This is a genomic window from Brucella pseudogrignonensis (assembly GCF_031454375.1).
Lineage (GTDB): Bacteria > Pseudomonadota > Alphaproteobacteria > Rhizobiales > Rhizobiaceae > Brucella > Brucella pseudogrignonensis_A.
Genome location: NZ_JAVDQT010000002.1, coordinates 79294 through 98526, shown reverse-complemented (window position 1 = coordinate 98526; position 19233 = coordinate 79294). Strand labels below are relative to the sequence as shown.

The following is a 19233-nucleotide window of genomic DNA, read 5'->3' as shown; positions in this document are numbered from 1 at the left end:
CATTTTTTTAAGCCGCTTACGAAACCAAACGGCAGGACCGAACGTATTGGATGATGTAAAGCTCGTTAAAATAAAGGTCAGCCATGCAACCTGGTCTGCTCATAATTGTTGCTATCAGCCTGTCTGGCATTATGACACTTGCCTGGGGGATAGAACGAAAGACCGGTAAAAGTGGCTGGATCGATGCGATCTGGTCTTTCTCGGTCGGCATAGGCTCAATCATCGCCGTTGTACTGGCAGATGCGACTTTGCAACGACGCTTGGCGATCCTGATACTTATACTAATATGGTCGATGCGCCTTGGTTTGCACATTGTTCAACGCAGCCTAAGTCATGGTGAAGACCCACGCTATGTTAAGCTGATCAAAGAATGGGGAACAAATGCTTCTTCACGCCTCTTCTGGTTTTTACAGATACAGGCACTCGCCGGCTTCATTCTGGTTCTAGCCGTCTATCTCGCTGCCATAAGTCGACCAAGCTTTCCATACTTCTGGGATGTCCTCGCTATCGCAATAATATCGATAGCACTGCTCGGCGAAGCACTATCTGATGCACAACTCGCGCAGTTTCGGAAAACTCCAGAAGCCAAAACCGAAGTTTGCGAAACCGGGCTTTGGGCCTATTCCCGACATCCAAACTACTTCTTTGAATGGCTGTTCTGGTGTGCTTGGCCGATGCTGGCAATCACAGCATCACCTTGGAGTTGGTTATCGTTGCTCGCACCTATCCAAATGTACTGGTTGCTGGTTCATGTCTCCGGCATCCCGCCGCTTGAAGAACACATGCTTAAATCGCGCGGTGAAAAATTCCGGTCCTTACAAGGAAGGGTAAATGCATTCTTCCCCGGGCCTCGAAAGCACTCCGATAGATCAGGAGCCTCAACATGAATACGTTATCATTTATGATCAATGGCAGAGACCACAATCCTCTAAACAACATGATGACGGTAGCAGGTATAGATGACCATTACGCCCGACTTATAAACTGACTGAATTACGCGTTGGATCAGAAAGCAGCTTTGGATTGGCTGAACAATTTTGACAATTCGATTGATCCGACTAAGTCAATTCTGCAACAGGTCCATCTTCAAGATTCCAACTTTCGGCACTCGGTCAGGTGCTGTGTTTTCTGACTACCCCTCGACTAATCGCCCACGAAAATGGTGGTGTCTGGCGCACCAGACAACCAATGTCTAAAGTCCGTGAAATAAGGATTATTCAATGACTGCGAACGCGCTTGTCTGGTTACGCAACGATCTGCGTCTTGCTGACAATCCTGCTCTTCAAGCTGCCGTTAAGCTGGGCGGTAAGATCACAGCGCTGTATGTGCATGAAACCAACACGAAATTGCGAACGCCCGGCGGGGCCGTTCTTTGGTGGCTAGAACAGAGCCTCAATTCGCTTGAGAAAAACCTGAACACGCGCAACGTCGAATTGCTTGTAGCTCACGGTGACGCGTTAGAAATAATCGATAAACTTATTGAGGAAAATGGCTTCGATGCAATTTTCTGGAATCGGCGTTATGCTCCACAGGAGCGGGATATCGATGCCGTTGTTAAATCCACATTGAAAGACAAAGGACTCAATGTGGTGTCCTTTGCGGGCAATCTCTTGGCTGAACCATGGGAGATTAAAACAGGCAGCGGGGGGCCCTATCAAGTCTTTACACCCTATGCAAAAACGCTGCGCCAGCAAGGCGTTAATCGCCCTTTGTCTTCATCAAACTGGAAAGCTGAACCATCAAGCATCAAGTACAAGCCCGATCGGGAGCATTATAAACAGCCTTTCTGGTCAAAAAAGATGAACGGCATCTGGGAGATCGGCGAAGCGGCGGCCATTGATCAGTTATATCATTTCTTCGATGAGACTATTCGCAACTATGCTGGTGATCGCGATCGCCTGGATGTCGAAGGTACGTCAAAGATTTCACCACATCTTCGGTTTGGTGAGATTAGTCCTCGGCAGGCATGGTATGCGACGCTCTCCTTAATGGATGAGCATCCCGACACCCAAACGGGCGGTGAAAAATTTCTCTCCGAACTGATCTGGCGCGATTTTCACTATCATCAGCTGTATTATCGGCCTGACATTGCCGAGAACGATATGCGCAACACGCTTGCAGATGTTGAGTGGCTGACAAATCCTGAAGCTTTTGACGTCTGGAAAATCGGTAATACCGGCGTTCCTATGATTGATGCCGGGATGCGGCAGCTTTGGGCAACAGGTTGGATGCACAACCGTGTGCGAATGCTGGTTGCGTCAGTTCTGAGCAAAAACATGCAAATCGACTGGCGCGAAGGCGAAAAATGGTTCTGGGACACGCTCGTTGATGCCGATATCGCCAGTAATCCGGGAAGCTGGCAATGGGTGGCCGGTTGTGGCATGGATGCCGCCCCATATTTCCGTGTTTTCAATCCTGTATTGCAAGGCGACAAGTTCGATACTGGCGGAAAATATGTGCGCGAATGGGTGCCTGAAATAGCAGCCCTGCCGGACAAATGGATTCACAAGCCATATGCTGCTCCGGCAGATGTGCTGCAAAAAGCAGGCATCGTTCTAGGCGAAAGTTACCCGCTTCCAGTCTTCAAGGCGCCAAAAGCGGGTAAATAATCACGTGAACAAAAAACGGGCGCTCATCTGAGCGCCTCCAATTCCGCGATACGGGCCGCACTATCCTTTTCAAGAGCACGCGTCATTTCTCGAATGATTGTTTCCGCCAACACGAAAAGCGCAGCGGACGAATCCCATGCAGAAGGCACAGCAATACGTCCTGCAAGTACATGATGCGATACACGCGCAATAGGAGAAAGCCATTGATCGGTAACGAGAACGATTTCGACACCCCGACCTCGTGCCTTTTCCGCTAGTTTCGAGAGACTCTCCTGGTAACGACGAATATCAAAGACCACAAGCACATCGCGTTTGCCCATATCGAGCAAACGATCCCGCCAGACGCTCTCCTGCCCCCCCAGATGAAACACATTGGGCCGAATAATGGTCATGTGTGCCGCCATATACTGCGCGATTGGGTCGGTGAAGCGTCCGCCGATCAAATAAACATTACCCTTAGAATTACAAAGAGCTGCAACCGCCTGTTTAAGCTGCTTTTCGCCTAAGTGCCGGAAACTCTCCCGGATATTCTCAAGTGTATGTTCAACAGCCGGATAGGCGTTATCCTGCACCTTATCAGGCCGCTCATTGCGATTGTGCGGAGATTGCAGCTGCGCAGCCAGTTCATCCTGCAAACGGGCCTGAAAATCAGAGTAATTCTGGAAACCGAGACGATTGACGAAGCGCAGAATTGTAGGCGAACTAACCCCTGCCAGCACGGAAAATTCGGCAACCGTTTTCAAACCCAACATAGGGTAATTGGCAATCAGTGTTTGTGCAGCACTGCGCTCGCCAGCGGGCATCGCATCAATGCGCTCATTGATCAGTTCAGCAACTGTGGCACTGGTCTGCACGCTGTTTCCATTCAAAAAAGCCCTTTTTAAATTTGGGCGAAATTGTATTTGACAAATTATCATAGTCCGTATCAAATATTCCACAATAGCGCAAAAAATGAAAAACGTAACATAAGTTACAGCGCGGGGAACATTGAGAATGACGGACGAGCGAGAACATCGCACGGCTTCGTGCGCGCCTGTTATTGTTGTGAATGGGGATGGTAAGAGCCCTTGGCTGTTTATCTGCGAACATGCTTCAAACTTCATCCCCGAGCGCTTCAACAGCTTGGGTTTAAACGCTGAAGCATTGAAAGCGCATATTGCATGGGACCCCGGCGCAGTTGAAGTTGCGCGTCGCCTAAGTAGTAAACTAGATGCTCCGTTAATCGAAGCGACATATTCGCGTCTATTGATTGATTGTAATCGCCCGCTGGATGCGACTGACCTGATACCAGAGATTAGCGAAACAACTGTCATTTCTGGCAACCACGATCTTAGCGCTATAGAACGCACTGCACGGATCGACCTTTCACATCGGCCGTTTCATACACAGATCGAAGACGTTGTAACGGAGCGCGCCAAGCGCGGATTGCCATCGTGGATTGTCACGATCCATTCGTTCACGCCTATCTATCGCAGCGTTTCACGCCCATGGCAGATCGGCGTCATTCACGATGAAGACGACCGGATTGCAAAGCCACTCATTACGGCACTAGCGGAAGACAAGAGCCTGAGTATCGGCATCAACGAGCCTTATTCACCGGCTGACCGGGTCTATTATACGCTGGAACGTCATGCACGCCCGCGCAACGCTCCCTGCGTGATGATTGAACTCCGCAACGATGAAATTGCCACCGCACAAACGCAGAAACAATGGGCCGCACGGCTCGCCACTATCCTGAGCCAGATCGAAAGCCAGAAGGAGCAAACCAACACATGGCCAAACAGCTGACTTTCGACACTCTAAAAAGCGCCGTTGCAAATGACGAGATAGATACCGTGCTTGCATGTTTTGTAGATATGCAGGGACGTCTGATTGGTAAGCGTTTCTACGCCGAATTTTTCGTGGAATCCGCGCATGATGAAACTCATGGCTGCAATTATCTTCTGGCTGACGACATCGATATGGAGCCGGTTCCCGGCTATGAGGCCGCAAGCTGGGACAAGGGCTATGGTGATTTTGTCATCAAGCCCGATCTCTCAACCTTGCGTCTCGCACCATGGTTGGAAAAGACAGCAATTGTTCTCTGCGATGTGCTCGAACATAAAGATCATCAAGACCTTGCACATTCACCCCGTGCCATCCTCAAGAAACAGCTCGCTCGCCTGCACGAGCGCGGCTATCGTGCCTATTTTGCGTCAGAGCTGGAATTTTATCTCTTTGATGAGACATATAAAACCGCACGCGCTAAGCGCTGGCAGGAGATGGAAACCGCCTCGCCCTATGTGCAGGATTATGTGATCCATCTGACGACTAAGGAAGAACAGGTTCTGCGCGCCATGCGCAATCATCTGGGGGCCGCAGGCATCCCTGTAGAAAACTCCAAGGGCGAATGGGGTCCGGGGCAACAGGAGCTTAATGTTCGCTATGCGGAAGCGCTGGAAATGGCAGACCGCCATGTCATCATGAAAAACGCCATGAAGGAAATAGCCGAGGCGCATGGCAAGTGCATTACCTTCATGGCCAAATACGACTATAACCGTGCTGGAAGCTCCAGCCATATCCATAACTCCATCTGGAGTGCGGACGGAAAAGAACCGCTTTTCTTTGATCCCAAAGCACCCAACACCATGACGCCACTCATGCGCTCTTGGGTGGCAGGGCAGCTCAAATATGCGACCGATTACACCTATTTTTTGGCGCCCTATATAAACTCCTATAAGCGCTTTCAGGCGGGTACATTCGCGCCAACCAAGATCATGTGGAGTCAGGACAACCGCACGGCGGGCTTCCGCCTTTGCGGCGAAGGCACAAAAGGTATTCGCATTGAATGTCGCATCGGTGGAGCCGATCTTAACCCCTATCTGGCTTTTGCAGCACTGATTGCAGCGGGGCTTAAAGGCATAGATGAAAAGCTGGAGCTGGAAGACCCGTTTGTCGGCGACGCCTATAGCGCGGTCAAACTCAAAGAAATTCCATACACTTTGCGCGAGGCAGCAGAAGCGCTCAAAAACTCAGCATTCCTCAAGGAAGCACTCGGTGAAAATGTGGTCAATCACTATCTCCATACAGCCCATTGGGAACAGATTGAATATGACCGACGCGTCACCGATTGGGAACTCCATCGCGGTTTTGAACGCTATTAAAGCATGTAGCGGAAAAGTGGGAAGCGGTTTTCCGATAACTACATGCGCTCGAAAAAAGTGACATACATAAGGAATTGCCCGATGAGCGGCACAGCCAGAATTATCTCCCCAATTGATGGCTCAGTTTATGCAGAACGCGCTTATGCCAATGACGCTGCAATCAATGCAGCAGTGACAGCAGCACGTCAGGCACAACCGCAATGGGCGGCAACGAGCATCGCCGAGCGCGCACGCTATTGCCGTGCAGCTCTTGATGCTCTTGCGGCAATGCAGGATGAGATTATTGCTGAAATCGCTTGGCAGATGGGGCGACCAACGCGCTATGGCGGCGAGAATGGTGGCGTGCAGGAACGCAGCCAATATATGATCGACATCGCTGAAGAAGCGCTTAAGCCTTATATACCTGCAAAAAAAGATGGCTTTCGGCGCTATGTAAAGCACGTTCCACTTGGCATGGTGATGGTGATCGCACCGTGGAATTATCCCTACCTTACCGCCGTCAATACTATCATCCCGGCACTAATGGCAGGCAATACGGTTCTTTTGAAACATGCAACGCAAACACTGTTGACCGGCGAGCGTTTTGCGCAAGCCTTTGAGAAAGCGGGCATTCCCAAAGGTGTGTTCCAGAATATAGTTCTTGATCATGCATCTACGGAAAAACTGCTGGCATCGGGCACGATCGACCATGTTAATTTCACTGGCTCCGTCAGTGGTGGGCGTGCGATTGAAAAAGCAGCCGCAGGCACCTTCATGTCGCTGGGGTTAGAACTGGGCGGCAAAGACCCAGCCTATGTTCTGCCCGACGCTAACCTGGATCATGCCATTGCCAATCTCGTCGATGGAGCTTTCTTCAATTCCGGTCAGTGCTGCTGCGGTATCGAGCGCATCTATGTGCATGAGACCGTTTATGATCGCTTCGTGGATGGCTTCATTGACCTCACCAAACAATATGTCGTCGGCAATCCGCTTGATAGCTCAACCACACTTGGACCAATGGCGCAGGCACGTTTTGCCGATCTGATCCGCGAGCAGAAAGCCGAAGCCTTGCGCAAGGGTGCCAAAGCGTATGTCAATATGAAGGTCGAAAACGACATCGCCGGTTCGCCTTACATTGCGCCGGAAGTGCTCACCCATGTCGATCATCAGATGAGCGTCATGCGCGAGGAAAGCTTCGGCCCAATTGTTGGCATCATGAAGGTGCGCAATGATGAGGAAGCGCTGGCGCTCATGAATGACAGTATTTACGGCCTCACCACCTCGTTATGGACGAAAGACGCGGACCACGCAGCAAGCCTCGGCGACCGTATCGAAACGGGCACCGTCTTCATGAACCGCTGCGATTATCTCGATCCTGCATTGGTCTGGACCGGCGTGAAAGATACCGGCAAGGGTGCTGCCCTTTCACCCATCGGTTATGGTAATCTTACACGACCAAAATCCTTCCATTTGCGTGAAAAAATCTGATCTGAATTGAATTTCTGGAAAGCAATCGCCATGACCACTCTGACTGCAAAATGGAATTTTCCAACCACCGTGCTTTTCGGACCGGGCCGCATCAAAGAACTGCCTACGGTACTCAAAGCAGCCGGCATCGAACGCCCGTTATTCGTCACCGATCCGGGCCTAGCGAAACTCCCTGTCGTTGCATCCACGCTCGCCATTCTTGATGATGCCGGTGTCAAATACGCAGTTTTCTCCGATGTGAAGCCTAATCCGGTTGAGAGCAATCTTGCCGCTGGCGTGCAGGTTTTCAACGATGGCAAACATGACGGCGTTATCGCCTTTGGTGGCGGTTCAGCGCTCGACCTTGGCAAGCTCATCGCTTTTCAGGCAGGTCAAACACGCGACATCTGGGACTTTGAAGATATTGGCGACTGGTGGACCCGTGCTGACAGCAAGGCCATTGCACCAGTCATTGCCGTACCGACGACAGCTGGTACAGGTTCAGAAGTTGGCCGCGCTGGCGTTCTGACCAATGAGGCAACGCACACCAAGAAAGTCATTTTCCACCCGAAAATGCTTCCTGTGACCGTCATTGCCGATCCTGAACTTTCGGTAGGCATGCCACCATTCATTACGGTCGGGACTGGAATGGACGCGCTTGCGCATTGTCTGGAAGCCTATTGCGCACCGGGTTTTCACCCGATGGCCGACGGTATTGCCGTTGAAGGCATTCGCTTAGTGTTCGAGAACCTGCCGAAAGCCTATGCGGATGGTTCAGATATTGAAGCGCGTGCCAATTTGATGGCTGCGGCCTCTATGGGCGCGACAGCTTTCCAGAAAGGACTTGGTGCAATCCACTCGCTTTCGCACCCTATTGGTGCGCTTTACGACACGCATCATGGCATGACCAATGCCGTTTTCATGCCCTATGTGCTGCATCATAACCGCGCGGTAATCGAAAAGCGCATTGAACGGCTTGCCCGTTATCTTGGTATTGAAGGTGGATTTGACGGCTTTATCGACGCAATCATGAAGCTCCGCAGCGATCTTGGTGTGCCAGATAAATTGCAGGACTTCATCAAAGATCTTGATATGGATAGCGACCGCAAGATTTTGATCGCAGATATGGCAATTGTCGATCCGACAGCAGGCGGCAATCCGGTTGAGCTGACGAAACAGGGCGCAATTGATCTTCTCAACGCCTCCATCTCCGGCAAAGTCTGAATGACAAAAGCCCCGCGCATTTTAATACGCGGGGCTTTTGTAAAGTCTGCCTTATCGGCGTTTGAAAAACGGCGCTCTTTTTTCCTTGAACGCTGCGCGGCCTTCTTGTGCATCGGCAGTTGCAAAGCAGATCGTTTGCAAATCCCGTTCATATTCAATGGCTTTTTCAAGCGGCATTGAAACCGCGGCCTTGAGATTGAGCTTCGCAGTTTCAGCCGCAATTGGTGCGCGTGATGCAATCACATTTGCAATCTCGCGTGCACGTTTGAGCAAATCGACTTGCGGAACAACTTCGCTGATAAGTCCCCAGCGTTCTGCCTTTTCAGCAGAAATTGGATCGCCGGTCATAATCATCAATGCTGTATTTGATGCACCAATCGAATGGGCAAGATGGGCCGCCATTCCGCCACCGCCAATCCAGCCTAACTTGATCTCCGGCGCTGCAAACTGCGCGTTCTCCGAGGCAATGCGAATATCGCAGGACATAGCTGTCTCAAGACCGCCGCCAAATGCATAACCGTTTACTGCCGCAATCGACGGTTTCAGCAGTGCCCGAAATGCATCACAGTAATCAGGCCGGTTGCGGAATTGCCATGGCGTTTCATAGGTGTCGAGCTCGCGAATATCCGAACCCGCACAGAATGCCCGGTCACCAGCGCCCGTCAAAATAACGCAGCGGATGGTGTTGCTGTCATTGCATTCAGTAACGGCCGCAACAATCGCGTCTGCCATTTCTGGCGTCACAGCATTGAGTTTTTGCGGGCGGTTCAATGTGATGATGGCAACTGCGCCATCAATTTCAAATTTAACGTCTTCGGTCATAAAAAACTACCTTTCACCACCGTGCACGCGCGAAGCGGCGTAAAGAGATTGCAGCTGATTCAATACGAGCGAAGCCGGACGCATTTCATCAAAAGCAGCGCCTAACAATGCCGATGCCTTGCTCTGAAACGCAATGTAATCGTCATGACGCGGGCGCACATAGGCGTGCTCCAGCGTATCGGCTGTGTTGCGATAAAAATCGCCCCGGCGCGCATTTACTTGGTCGCAATGCCAAGCATCGCGACGCGACGGCTGGCCTTCGTGATCAGGAATAAAGCCAGATTGTGCTTCACTGCTCATCAACCACAAAAGATGTGCTTTAAGTTCCGGCGTCACCTCGCAACGACGGGAAATACCAATACCCGTGCCGCCAAGCGTCGAACCCGGGCGACCACCAGCCATTGCGCGCGGTGCATTATGGAATGCGATTGCATGCCCGGTTTGTGGTGCCGCGTAATTCACATAACCATAGACCAGCGGACAAAGCACTACATCGTCATTTTCAGCCATATGGCCAAGAATGCCGATAGGGTTCTTCTGCCGCACCGATGCAGGGCTGCGAGCAGCAAGCTCGGCCATCAGATCATAAACCTGCCGTCCAACATCTTCTGAAACGAGAATATCGGGGTCTGTTTCTGCTGGCGGCTCGCCAAAAGCTGCAGCAATAGACAGAAATGACAGACAGGCATGGGGGCCCGCGATTGAGAGCGCAACCTTGCCGGTGTCACGCGACAAGCGCAGCACATCATCCCATGTGGTTGGAACATCGACTAGGAGATCAGGACGCAAAGCCATAACCTGCGTTGCGGCATCAAGTGGCAGTGCCCAATGTTTACCGGCAAAGCGATAGCTGGTTAGCGACGGACCAATGCTGGCTTTACCAAGCTCCACAACGGTTTCCGTTCCAAACACCTCTTCAAGCGAGAGCAGGCAATCACCAGCAAGCGCCTCGCCCACATGTGGGTGATCCAAAACAACAAGGTCATAGCGCGCGCAGAGATCAGCAATGGGATGCGATTCAAAACCTTCAAGCGGCTGTTTGTCCCAATTGATCAGCAGCCCTTCTCTCGCCATTTCCGGGCGCTTGGCTGCTGCTGCCAATGCATTAAAACCACGGGGATGATCCCATGTCAGTGCTTTAATCAACTGCATGTCAGAGCTTCCCGGAAACAACAGCACCCGATTGCTCAAGCGCGTCAATCTTGTCGGTCGCATACCCGGCTTCTGCCAGAATATCACGCGTATCCTGACCCGTGATCGGCGCACCGCGATCGACCGTTGATGGAGTCTTGGAAAACCGGATTGGGAATCCCGGCGTCTTCACCTTGCCTTCGGTCGGATGCTCATATTCGACGAAGGTGCCATTGTGTTTGATCTGCTCGTCTTCAACGAGATCACCATAACCATAAACCGGCCCGCACCAGATATCAGCCGCACGCAGCAGTTCCAGCCATTCGGCAGAGGTTTTCGTCTTCAGCTTATCTCGTGTCTTGGCAAAAATTTCATCGCGGCGCGCCCAGGTATCAACCTCGTCACTCATCGTTAGGAAGCTATCTTCGCCGATAACTTCGCCCAGCGTTTTTAGCTTTGGAAATGCAACAATAATAAAGCCGTCAGATGTAGCAAAAGCACCGTAAGGCGCACGGATATAGACATGCGCGTGCGGCTCTGCAGAACGCGTCTGCGGCTTGCCGCCAACAGTGAAAACAGAAAGCTCCTGCATCTGAATGGTCGTAATCGCATCCAGCATATTGACCTGTACGAGCTGCCCCTCACCCGTGCGCTCGCGATGCAGAAGTGCCGCTAATGCGCCTTCAAAAGCTGTATAGGCCGTAATCGCATCAACGAGATATTGGCCTGCCGCCGTTGGCGCCTCGCCCTCGCGGCCTGCCGAAAGCATTGCACCAGACATGCCTTGCAAAACGAGATCCTGTCCCGGACGATTGACGTAAGGACCATCTTCGCCATAGCCAGAGATCGAAACATAGATCAGCTTCGGATTGATCTTTGCAAGCGATTCATAATCGACGCCCAAGCGCTTAGCGACACCGGGACGATAGTTCTGCAAGAACACGTCGGCGGTCTTTACCAGATCAAGCAAAACCTGTTTCCCATCAGGTGATTTCAGATCAACTGCCAAAGAGCGCTTATTGCGATTGAGCGATAGGAAGGAAACATTGACCTGATTGCCCTCGGCACCACCGGCTGCGACATGACGCTGCCATTCGCCGGTTGTAGGCTCAACCTTAACCACATCGGCACCCAGATCGCCCAGACGCTGCGCCGCAAACGGTCCCGCCATGGCGATTGAACAATCCAGTACGCGATAACCCGTTAAAACGCCCATAGCACTATCCTCGTGGCTGCAATTCATTGTTCAGGAAACTATCACTTCGTTTCTTCTTGTCTAGAGTGAGCGCTAACATTATTAAACAAAAATTCCAACATCGAGATCATTGTGGTGAAAATTTTGAATGAAGATGGAGCGCAGTTCTGAAAACGCGGATGCAGTCAGAGCTTTCTAACCGCTCGCTCTGATTTTGAGCTCAAAACCAACATCGATTCTCGTTTGCGAAGATGTTTCGCCACGCATCGCATCGAGAAGAAGCTCTCCTGCCTTACGTCCAATTTCATCGGAAGGCACAGCGACAGTCGTCAATGGCGGCACCAGATGCTTTGAGAGCTCGAAATCGCCAAAGCCAGTAATTGCAAGCTGTTGCGGCACATTCATACCAATGCGCTGCGTTTCAAGCAGTGCACCAGAGGCGAGAATATCGCTCGAAAACATGATCGAATCAGTGTCTGGATATTGCGCGAGAACGAGATTCAGCAAATCAACGCCCGAAGCCATGACAAGCGGCATCTCAGTTTCAATCGTCATGCGTGGCTTTTCACCGGGAAAACAAGCCGCCATTTTTGCTTCAAATGCGTCCCTACGCTCGGCTGCACGGTTGTCGCCTTTACGCACAACACCTGCGAAAGCGATATTACGTTTTCCGGATGCCAGCAAATGATCGACCATCTTGCCGATTGCATCAGTATTGGAGAAGCCCACAACCCGATCAAGCGGCTGATCTGATAGATCCCAGCCTTCGACAATCGGGATTTCAGCGCGTTTCAGCAGTGCTGTACTGCCCTTCGTGTGCCGTGTGCCAATGAGAAAAATTCCATCCGGGCGACGTCCAAGCAGGCTGCGGATAATCTCTTCCTCACGCTCCTGACTGTAATCCGTATTTCCGAGAAAGATCTGATAACCGGCACGATTTAACACCTCAGAGAAATGCTGGATTGTGTCCGCAAAAACTGAGGCTGAAAGCGTTGGAATGATCGCAGCAACCGTATTGCTTTTGTGCGATGCAAGATGACTTGCCGCGAGATTATGGACGTAGTGCGTCTTTTCGATTGCGGCCTGAATGATCTCGCGTTTTTCAGGGGTGACAGTGTCCGGATAGCGTAAAGCGCGTGAGACAGTCTGCATGGAAACACCTGCAGCTGCGGCCACATCTGCCATCGTAACACCGGAGCCTTTGCGTCGGCTTTTTCTGGGAAGCGCTTTTTCGCCCGTCAAAGATCAAACAGCCCTTACAAAAAGAATGGTAACGATATTGTCTTGCTTTTTCTAAGCCATGATGCGGACCACGTAAACGCAAAATGCGATTTAATGCATGACCCAGCCGCCATCGACATTCAAAGTTTGGCCAGTAATGAATCCCGCTTCATCGGACGCAAGGAACATCAAAGCGGATGCAATATCCTTTGACGATCCTCGACGTTTGACGGCCTGATGTTCCAATACAAACTTTGTATAGCCTTCAGGATCAGGGTGAATTTTCTCCGCATCCGTTGGAAATGCTCCCGGCGAAATCGCATTGACCGTAATGCCATAAGCACCAAACTCACGTGCCCATGCGCGGGCAAGGCCGATCAGAGCGCCTTTCGATTGCACATAGGGCGAAAGCTGCGCCCAGCCACCATAGGCCGTAACGCTGGCGATATTGATAATCCGACCCCAGCCATTTTCACGCATATGCGGAAGTGCCACCTGAACACAGACAATGCCCGCATCGACATTGATACGCTGCACGGTCTGCATTTCTTCAAGCGTGTAGTCCTCAAACTTCTTCGAGGGATAAATCGCGGCATTGTTGATGACGACATCAAAGCCACCAACGTCAGCTGAAATTGCTTCAAGCGCCGGTCGAAGTGCCTGCAAATCTGAGAGGTCAAGCGCGTGGATTGACAACCCAATCAGATTTTCAGCGGCAGCTTTCTCTTCCAACTCTGCAATCTTCTTCGGATCATGATCTATCACCACAACTTTTGCGCCAGCACGCAAAAAGTTAAGCGTTGTCTCAAGCCCGAGGCCACCGGCAGCGCCCGTATAAAGAATGGTTTTGCCTGCTACAGAAAATCTCGCTTCAGCACTCATGAGCGGCCTCCAATAGCAATATGGTTGCCTGATGGCGCGGGATAATCGTCTTCAGGCTGCTTTGCGATTGCCGCAATCCGCGCTTCGCTTGCGGCAATATCGGCGGCATCGCCCAGAATGCGGAAGGTGCTGTCGTAGCGGCGCTCTTCGCCGTGCTCGAGCCAGATCAGCTCACCACGATCACGCGCCGCGCCATGCCCAAGCACATGATTGGTCGACGGCTCAATACCGAGCGCATATTGTCCCGCTTGCAGGTTCTGCCATTCATACATGCAAGGGAACTGATCTTTGCGGGTGGTCACTTCAAAGCCGATACCAAGCCGGTCATTGACCAGCGCAACCGGCACCTCGCCATTTGCATCAGCAGCCATTTCATGCTGCCAGACCTGCTCATGAAACTGCATTTGCGGCGCAGGCAATGTTCGATAGCCAACGCCCTGTTTCTTATAATCGTCGCCCGCATGTGCAGCCCAGACAACGTCCTTTACGGGCGCAAGATAACGCGAGCCTTCAGCAAGAACCGGATGCCCGACATTGATGTGGTAGCAATACATATGCGGCGTGCGATAAAAGCCGCGATTGGTCACGCGATCGGTCAATTGAATATCGTTGGTACCAGCCTTGATTTCGATGCGGCGGGTGAGTTCAAGATGTTCGCCGAACACCGTTCCCTGCGTAACCACACCTTCGCACCAGAGGTAACATTCGTCACCCTCCCAGCGCTCACCATAGCCGGTGAGTTTTGCCGGAATGGTGCCTACGCGGCCATGAATAGAATGCTTGATCGTTTCACGCGGCTTGTAATTATAATGGTCTGCCGGTTCGTCATACATGAAGAGAATGTGATCAAGACCGCATGTGACCATTAGACCGGAGAACGAGCGCATCCAGCCAAGACCGCCCTCACCCTCGTATTCGTGCAACCCCGGATGACGAAAACCAGAAGGCGAATTCCAGCCAATCGCCATACCGCGATAATCGCAATCGGCAATATCCAGCGCGCGATCAACAAGAACAGTGAAGCGAAGGCCCGTGCCTGAACGGAACTCCAGCATTCTTATGCCGCGCTCCACTCCATCTTCGAGCACCATCAGTCGCACACCAGCGAATTGCGCAAACGAACCACTGCTCGCTGCAATATCGCGACGCGACCGCGCCTCACCAAAAAGCTTCACCATTCTCAAACCTTAAATATTTCAGCCTAAAGCCAATTCATTCAGAAAGCGGCCAGTGTCGGAACGCTTGTTTCAAGCACCGACCGCCCACCCCCCACGGTGTTAGAGTCCCTGCGCGCGCAGCTTTCCATCAAGGAATTTTTTCGCACGCGGCACGTCAGCTTCATCGAGATGTTCGATGATCATCGGAATGTTCGGATGCTTCTGTGCAAGACGCTTGAGATAAAGATCGTAGTTCAGCGAACCGAGACCCGGAGCAGGCAATTCGATTTCGCCCACACCGCGGAATGTATGGCTTTCAGCAGCATCAGCATCACCGATATCCGCATGCTTCTCCGTCTTGTCATTGCCTGAACGCTTAACGTCCTTGGCATGACCAATCTTGATCTTGTCGCTCAGCGTATCGAAGACCTGATTGAGGATTTCATCCATGCGATCAATGTTATGCGTTTCAAAATAATTGGTCGGGTCCATCAACAGGCCAAGGCCCGGATGATCGACCTGCGCAAACATTTTTACCGTTTCTTCCACCGAGCCAACAACGTTGTTCACATAGGTTTCGAGCAGGAATACCGCGCCGTGATCATAGGCAAACTGCGACAGGTCAGCGATGACCTTGCGGCATTCTTCAAAGCCTTCTTCGGTCTTGTTCTTGGGATGATGAACCCAGTCAGACTCGGTGTTGTAGGTGCCGGTTTCCGAAATCACATAGGGCGTGCCGAGATACTGCGCATGGCGGATAATCTCTTTGAGATAGCCGACGCGACGCTCGCGCTCTGCCTTGTCCGGGTGAATGATGTTGGTATAGCCGGAAATACACGAGATCGGCAGGTTGTTATCGCGGAATGTTTCGCGGATTTTGACGCACTTATCTTTCGTGATCTGACCAGCGCTCAGATCCATATCCTTGAAATGCATGTCGAGCTGCACAGTATTGAAATCTAGCGCCCGGATTTTTTTGGCTGTTTCCTCAAGCGAATAAGGAAAATAGCCACTGAAAATACCCACCTGCATCATGATAAAACTCCTCCCGTTTTGTATGATTACTGAATTGATATTTCGGACAATCTGACCGTGCGGCCTTCATCGATGGACTTGTAGCCCGCCTCGATGAGCGCAACGGTTTTTACATTGTCGGCCACCGACAATGCAGGCGGTTCGCCTGATTGAATCGCATATTGCAACTGCTCCATTACGCCGATGAAAGCATGTGGAAACCACATGGTTTCCCATTTGGGCGAAACCCATTTGCCGTCAGTGGTCTTTTTGGAAGCATAGGTCAGCGTCGATGGTGAACCGTCGGGCCAGCCAATCGTGCCCTTTGCCACACCGTCCGTACCTTCGACGCGCCATTTGATGTAAATATCACTGTCAAAGCCCTCTTCACGTGGTCCCGACCAGACATCTTCCATCGAAACAGCCATGACACCGCTTGGAAACATCAGGGTCGAAACGGTAATGCCGTCCTTATGCGCAAATTTCGTGCGCGGGTCCGTGCGTGTCAGCGTGGTGATGGTGTCAGGCTCACCAAACAGGAACCGCAGCACATCGAGATGATGCACGCTCATATTGGAGAGCGTTAAACGGTCATAATCCTCCAGAAAACCCTGCCAGTGCGGAATGGCGCGCATTTCAATGGTCGCCATCACTGGCGCACCAAGCTCGCCGTTATCAAGTATCTGCTTGAGAACACGCATCGACTGGTCGTATCGCATGTTCTGATTGACCGAAAGAATTTTGCCCGCCGCTGCCGCCTCATCGCGCAGTGCAATGGCTTCCTCAAGCGTCAAAGCCAGTGGCTTTTGCGCAAGAATGCCCTTGATATGTGGCTGGGCAAGAGCCTTGCGGATGAGTGTTGGCTGCTGATCCGGTGGATAGGCAATATCAAGAATTTCGATATTCTGGTCAGCAATCAACGCTTCAGGCGTATCGTGTACAGTCGGAATGCTCCAACGTGTAGCAACTTCAGCTGCCTTAGCCTTTGTGCGTGAAGCAATGGCCGCAACAGCAAAACCCGCTTCGTTATAGGCAGCAAGATGGCATTCAGCCATGATCATGCCAGCGCCGATACAACCGATTTTAAAATCCCGAACCCGAACCTGCGGATCAGGGGCGAAACCCTGCGATACGCTCATATAACCCTCCCGCTATAAATCTCTTATCTTCCCGCTTAGAACAGCGGCATGCTTGAAGCGATCGATAATCGCCGCAAGCTACAGATGAGAAATATCAACCTCCATTGATATGGCGAGGATTAATGAAGATTGATGTCAGAGGTGTCAACATCATTAGAAATCATTTTCCATCAATTTTCATCTTTTTGCATGTGAGCATCCCGAATACGTGACTACCCATCATCAAAAGCCATTAAAATGATGCTTTTTGATGTAAAATTATCGCTTAGACTTTCATTCATGAGGAAAACGGCAGCACGCCACCGCTTTGGGCTTGCAACATTTTCAAATCCAAATACATCATTTTACATCATTTTATGAGGGACTGGATTTGCGCTCAACTCTGACCGATATCGCCAAAGCCGCAGGCGTTTCGAGCGCTACCGTTGATCGTGTGTTAAACAATCGTGAGGGCGTGAAACAGCGCACCCGAGAAATCGTATTCGAAGCAGCGCGCAATCTTGGCTATCTGCCCGGAAGCACCAATCAAAACACTGCTCCCCTCGAAACCATTAAACTCGACTTTGTGCTGCCTGCCGGAACCAACACATTCATCGCCAATCTGCGGGATCAAATTATCAAGCAAGCAGCTTTGAACCCCGAAATCGACCTGACGATTCATAGTGTCGAAGGTTTTAATCCAGATACGTTGGCGCGCGCGCTGGAAAGCCTGAAAGACCAAACCAACGGTGTCGGCGTTGTTGCGCTGGATCATCCGAGCGTGCGTGAAGCCATGCGGACACTCGCCCAGGCAGACGTCCCCATTGTCACGATTGCATCCGATATTCTGCACGTTCCCCGCGCTCGCTATATTGGCATCGATAATCGGGCGGCGGGCCGACTAGGGGGCTACATTCTGGGGCGTTTTCTCGGAAAAGCAGGCGGAACAAAGATCGCACTTTTTGCCGGTTCGCTCGCATATCGCGGCCATGAAGAGCGCGAAATGGGTTTTCGCCGGGTTCTCGCAGAAGAGTTCTCGCGCTTCAACATTGTTGAACTCACGGAAATCAAAGATGACCGCGAACGCGCCTATAACGAGACCACTGCACTTCTGAAACGACACCCAGACCTTGCAGGGATTTACAACATCGGAGCAGGCAATCAGGGTATTGGGCAAGCTCTGATGGACTCCGGCAAATCCGATTCCATCATATTTATCGGCCACGAACTGACCGAAAGCACGAAACGGCTACTCTTAAACGGAACGATGGATGCCGTGATCGATCAGAATCCGCGTGTCGAAGCGCGTGAAGCATTGGCAGCACTCGTCAGCACCATCAAAAATGAACAGATCGACGAGCACCCGCCACGCATTCAGGTCATTTTCAGGGAAAACATCCCTGAAACCTGATCGGCATATCACTTCGTGTAAAGGTCGCGCGAACGCTCCAAATGATGACGCATAGCGCCTTCTGCGCCATCGGCATCTTTCGCGGCGATTCGATCAAGAATTTCCTCATGCTCGACCAGCGTGAAGTTTTCTTTACCCGTCCAGATCAGCATATGCGTATGGTATTCACGCAACCATGCGAGCATCGCCTCGCTTAAGCCCACAAAAATCGGATTACCCGAAATCTTCGCAATACGAATGTGAAATTCCATATCGGCAGAGATGAAGGCATCGGCCTCACCCAGCGACGCGCGCTGTCGATCAACGATCGCTTTGAGATCTGCAACGTCCTGTGGGGTTGCTTTCAAAGCCGCTTCACGCGCAATGCCACGCTCAAAGAAAATACGTGCATTCTTGAGATGCTCAAGGGAATCAATCGACTGCGCCAGCATGATCTTGGCTGTTGGATCAACCTGCTGAAAAATCGACCTTGCAGTGAGCTTGAGAACTTTCGCCCGCTCGCCATGCGAAATGCTCACAAGCCCCATCTTGGCAAGCGATTGCATCGCCTCGCGGATCGCGGGGCGTCCGACGCCAAAGCGTTCCATCAAGACGCGTTCCGACGGCATCTCATCGCCGGGCGTTAGCTCGCCCGACGTGATCATGTTTTCAAGCCGGTCGAATACCTCGTCCGACAATTTCCGGCGAATAATCGGTTCCGCTGGCTTATTCATGCTATCTCACTGCGCATTGTCATTCCCCCCTTATGCCTCCTCAGGCTCCGCAAAGGAAGCTGTTACCCACGATCTCGTGAATGGGCTAACAATTTTCCACTTGCAGATATTGGAATACTCATTATACCAGTTCGCACTCGGAGCCAA

At 51.5% G+C, this 19233-nt stretch carries 17 protein-coding genes; 7 read left to right on the top strand and 10 right to left on the bottom strand.

Annotated elements, in window-relative coordinates:
• Positions 1-83 precede the first annotated feature (83 nt).
• Positions 84-887 (top strand): DUF1295 domain-containing protein, encoded by an 804-nt coding sequence (locus J2782_RS08190; RefSeq protein ID WP_310011280.1) that lies wholly within the window; start codon positions 84-86, stop codon positions 885-887.
• Positions 888-1220: 333 nt separating this feature from the next.
• Positions 1221-2609 (top strand): cryptochrome/photolyase family protein, encoded by a 1389-nt coding sequence (locus J2782_RS08185; RefSeq protein WP_310011278.1) that lies wholly within the window; start codon positions 1221-1223, stop codon positions 2607-2609.
• A gap of 23 nt (positions 2610-2632) precedes the next feature.
• Here the strand turns inward: J2782_RS08185 and J2782_RS08180 are convergent, their stop codons facing one another.
• On the bottom strand, positions 2633-3526 hold the full coding sequence (locus tag J2782_RS08180; protein WP_310011276.1) for a MurR/RpiR family transcriptional regulator: 894 nt from the start codon (positions 3524-3526) through the stop codon (positions 2633-2635).
• 76 nt (positions 3527-3602) lie between these two features.
• On the opposite strand from J2782_RS08180, the gene J2782_RS08175 reads away from it, so the two are divergent.
• The 4 genes from J2782_RS08175 (at position 3603) to J2782_RS08160 (ending at position 8422) form a co-directional block, all read left to right on the top strand.
• On the top strand, positions 3603-4397 hold the full coding sequence (locus J2782_RS08175) for an N-formylglutamate amidohydrolase (protein ID WP_310011274.1): 795 nt from the start codon (positions 3603-3605) through the stop codon (positions 4395-4397).
• Entirely contained in the window at positions 4382-5752 is a 1371-nt protein-coding gene (locus J2782_RS08170) for a glutamine synthetase family protein (protein WP_310011272.1), read from the top strand. The genes J2782_RS08175 and J2782_RS08170 overlap by 16 nt, the downstream gene beginning before the upstream one ends.
• A gap of 81 nt (positions 5753-5833) precedes the next feature.
• Positions 5834-7219 (top strand): aldehyde dehydrogenase family protein, encoded by a 1386-nt coding sequence (locus tag J2782_RS08165; RefSeq protein WP_310011269.1) that lies wholly within the window; start codon positions 5834-5836, stop codon positions 7217-7219.
• A 30-nt stretch (positions 7220-7249) separates the two neighbouring features.
• Positions 7250-8422 (top strand): iron-containing alcohol dehydrogenase, encoded by a 1173-nt coding sequence (locus J2782_RS08160; protein ID WP_310011267.1) that lies wholly within the window; start codon positions 7250-7252, stop codon positions 8420-8422.
• A gap of 51 nt (positions 8423-8473) precedes the next feature.
• Here the strand turns inward: J2782_RS08160 and J2782_RS08155 are convergent, their stop codons facing one another.
• The 8 genes from J2782_RS08155 to J2782_RS08120 all read right to left on the bottom strand — a co-directional run bounded on the left by J2782_RS08155 (position 8474) and on the right by J2782_RS08120 (position 16983).
• A complete protein-coding gene (locus J2782_RS08155; RefSeq protein WP_310011265.1) occupies positions 8474-9244 on the bottom strand; it encodes an enoyl-CoA hydratase/isomerase family protein in 771 nt (256 codons plus the stop codon).
• Between the two features lie 6 nt (positions 9245-9250).
• Positions 9251-10396: an ABC transporter substrate-binding protein gene (locus tag J2782_RS08150; protein ID WP_310011263.1), complete on the bottom strand. Its 1146-nt coding sequence runs from the start codon at positions 10394-10396 to the stop codon at positions 9251-9253.
• 1 nt (position 10397) lies between these two features.
• On the bottom strand, positions 10398-11591 hold the full coding sequence (locus J2782_RS08145) for a CaiB/BaiF CoA transferase family protein (protein ID WP_310011262.1): 1194 nt from the start codon (positions 11589-11591) through the stop codon (positions 10398-10400).
• Positions 11592-11765: 174 nt separating this feature from the next.
• On the bottom strand, positions 11766-12812 hold the full coding sequence (locus J2782_RS08140; protein WP_310011261.1) for a LacI family DNA-binding transcriptional regulator: 1047 nt from the start codon (positions 12810-12812) through the stop codon (positions 11766-11768).
• A gap of 90 nt (positions 12813-12902) precedes the next feature.
• Positions 12903-13673 (bottom strand): SDR family NAD(P)-dependent oxidoreductase, encoded by a 771-nt coding sequence (locus J2782_RS08135; RefSeq protein ID WP_310011259.1) that lies wholly within the window; start codon positions 13671-13673, stop codon positions 12903-12905.
• On the bottom strand, positions 13670-14851 hold the full coding sequence (locus J2782_RS08130) for an aldose 1-epimerase family protein (protein ID WP_310011257.1): 1182 nt from the start codon (positions 14849-14851) through the stop codon (positions 13670-13672). The genes J2782_RS08135 and J2782_RS08130 overlap by 4 nt, the downstream gene beginning before the upstream one ends.
• A gap of 99 nt (positions 14852-14950) precedes the next feature.
• Positions 14951-15865, bottom strand: a complete 915-nt coding sequence (locus J2782_RS08125; RefSeq protein ID WP_250043842.1) for a sugar phosphate isomerase/epimerase family protein — start codon at positions 15863-15865, stop codon at positions 14951-14953.
• Between the two features lie 26 nt (positions 15866-15891).
• Positions 15892-16983: a Gfo/Idh/MocA family protein gene (locus J2782_RS08120; protein ID WP_310011254.1), complete on the bottom strand. Its 1092-nt coding sequence runs from the start codon at positions 16981-16983 to the stop codon at positions 15892-15894.
• Positions 16984-17353: 370 nt separating this feature from the next.
• On the opposite strand from J2782_RS08120, the gene J2782_RS08115 reads away from it, so the two are divergent.
• The gene (locus J2782_RS08115) at positions 17354-18373 is read left to right on the top strand and encodes a LacI family DNA-binding transcriptional regulator (protein ID WP_310011252.1); all 1020 of its coding nucleotides are present in this window, start codon (positions 17354-17356) and stop codon (positions 18371-18373) included.
• 8 nt (positions 18374-18381) lie between these two features.
• On the opposite strand, the gene J2782_RS08110 is transcribed toward J2782_RS08115, so the two are convergent.
• On the bottom strand, positions 18382-19086 hold the full coding sequence (locus J2782_RS08110) for a transcriptional regulator NanR (RefSeq protein ID WP_310011250.1): 705 nt from the start codon (positions 19084-19086) through the stop codon (positions 18382-18384).
• Positions 19087-19233: the final 147 nt, after the last annotated feature.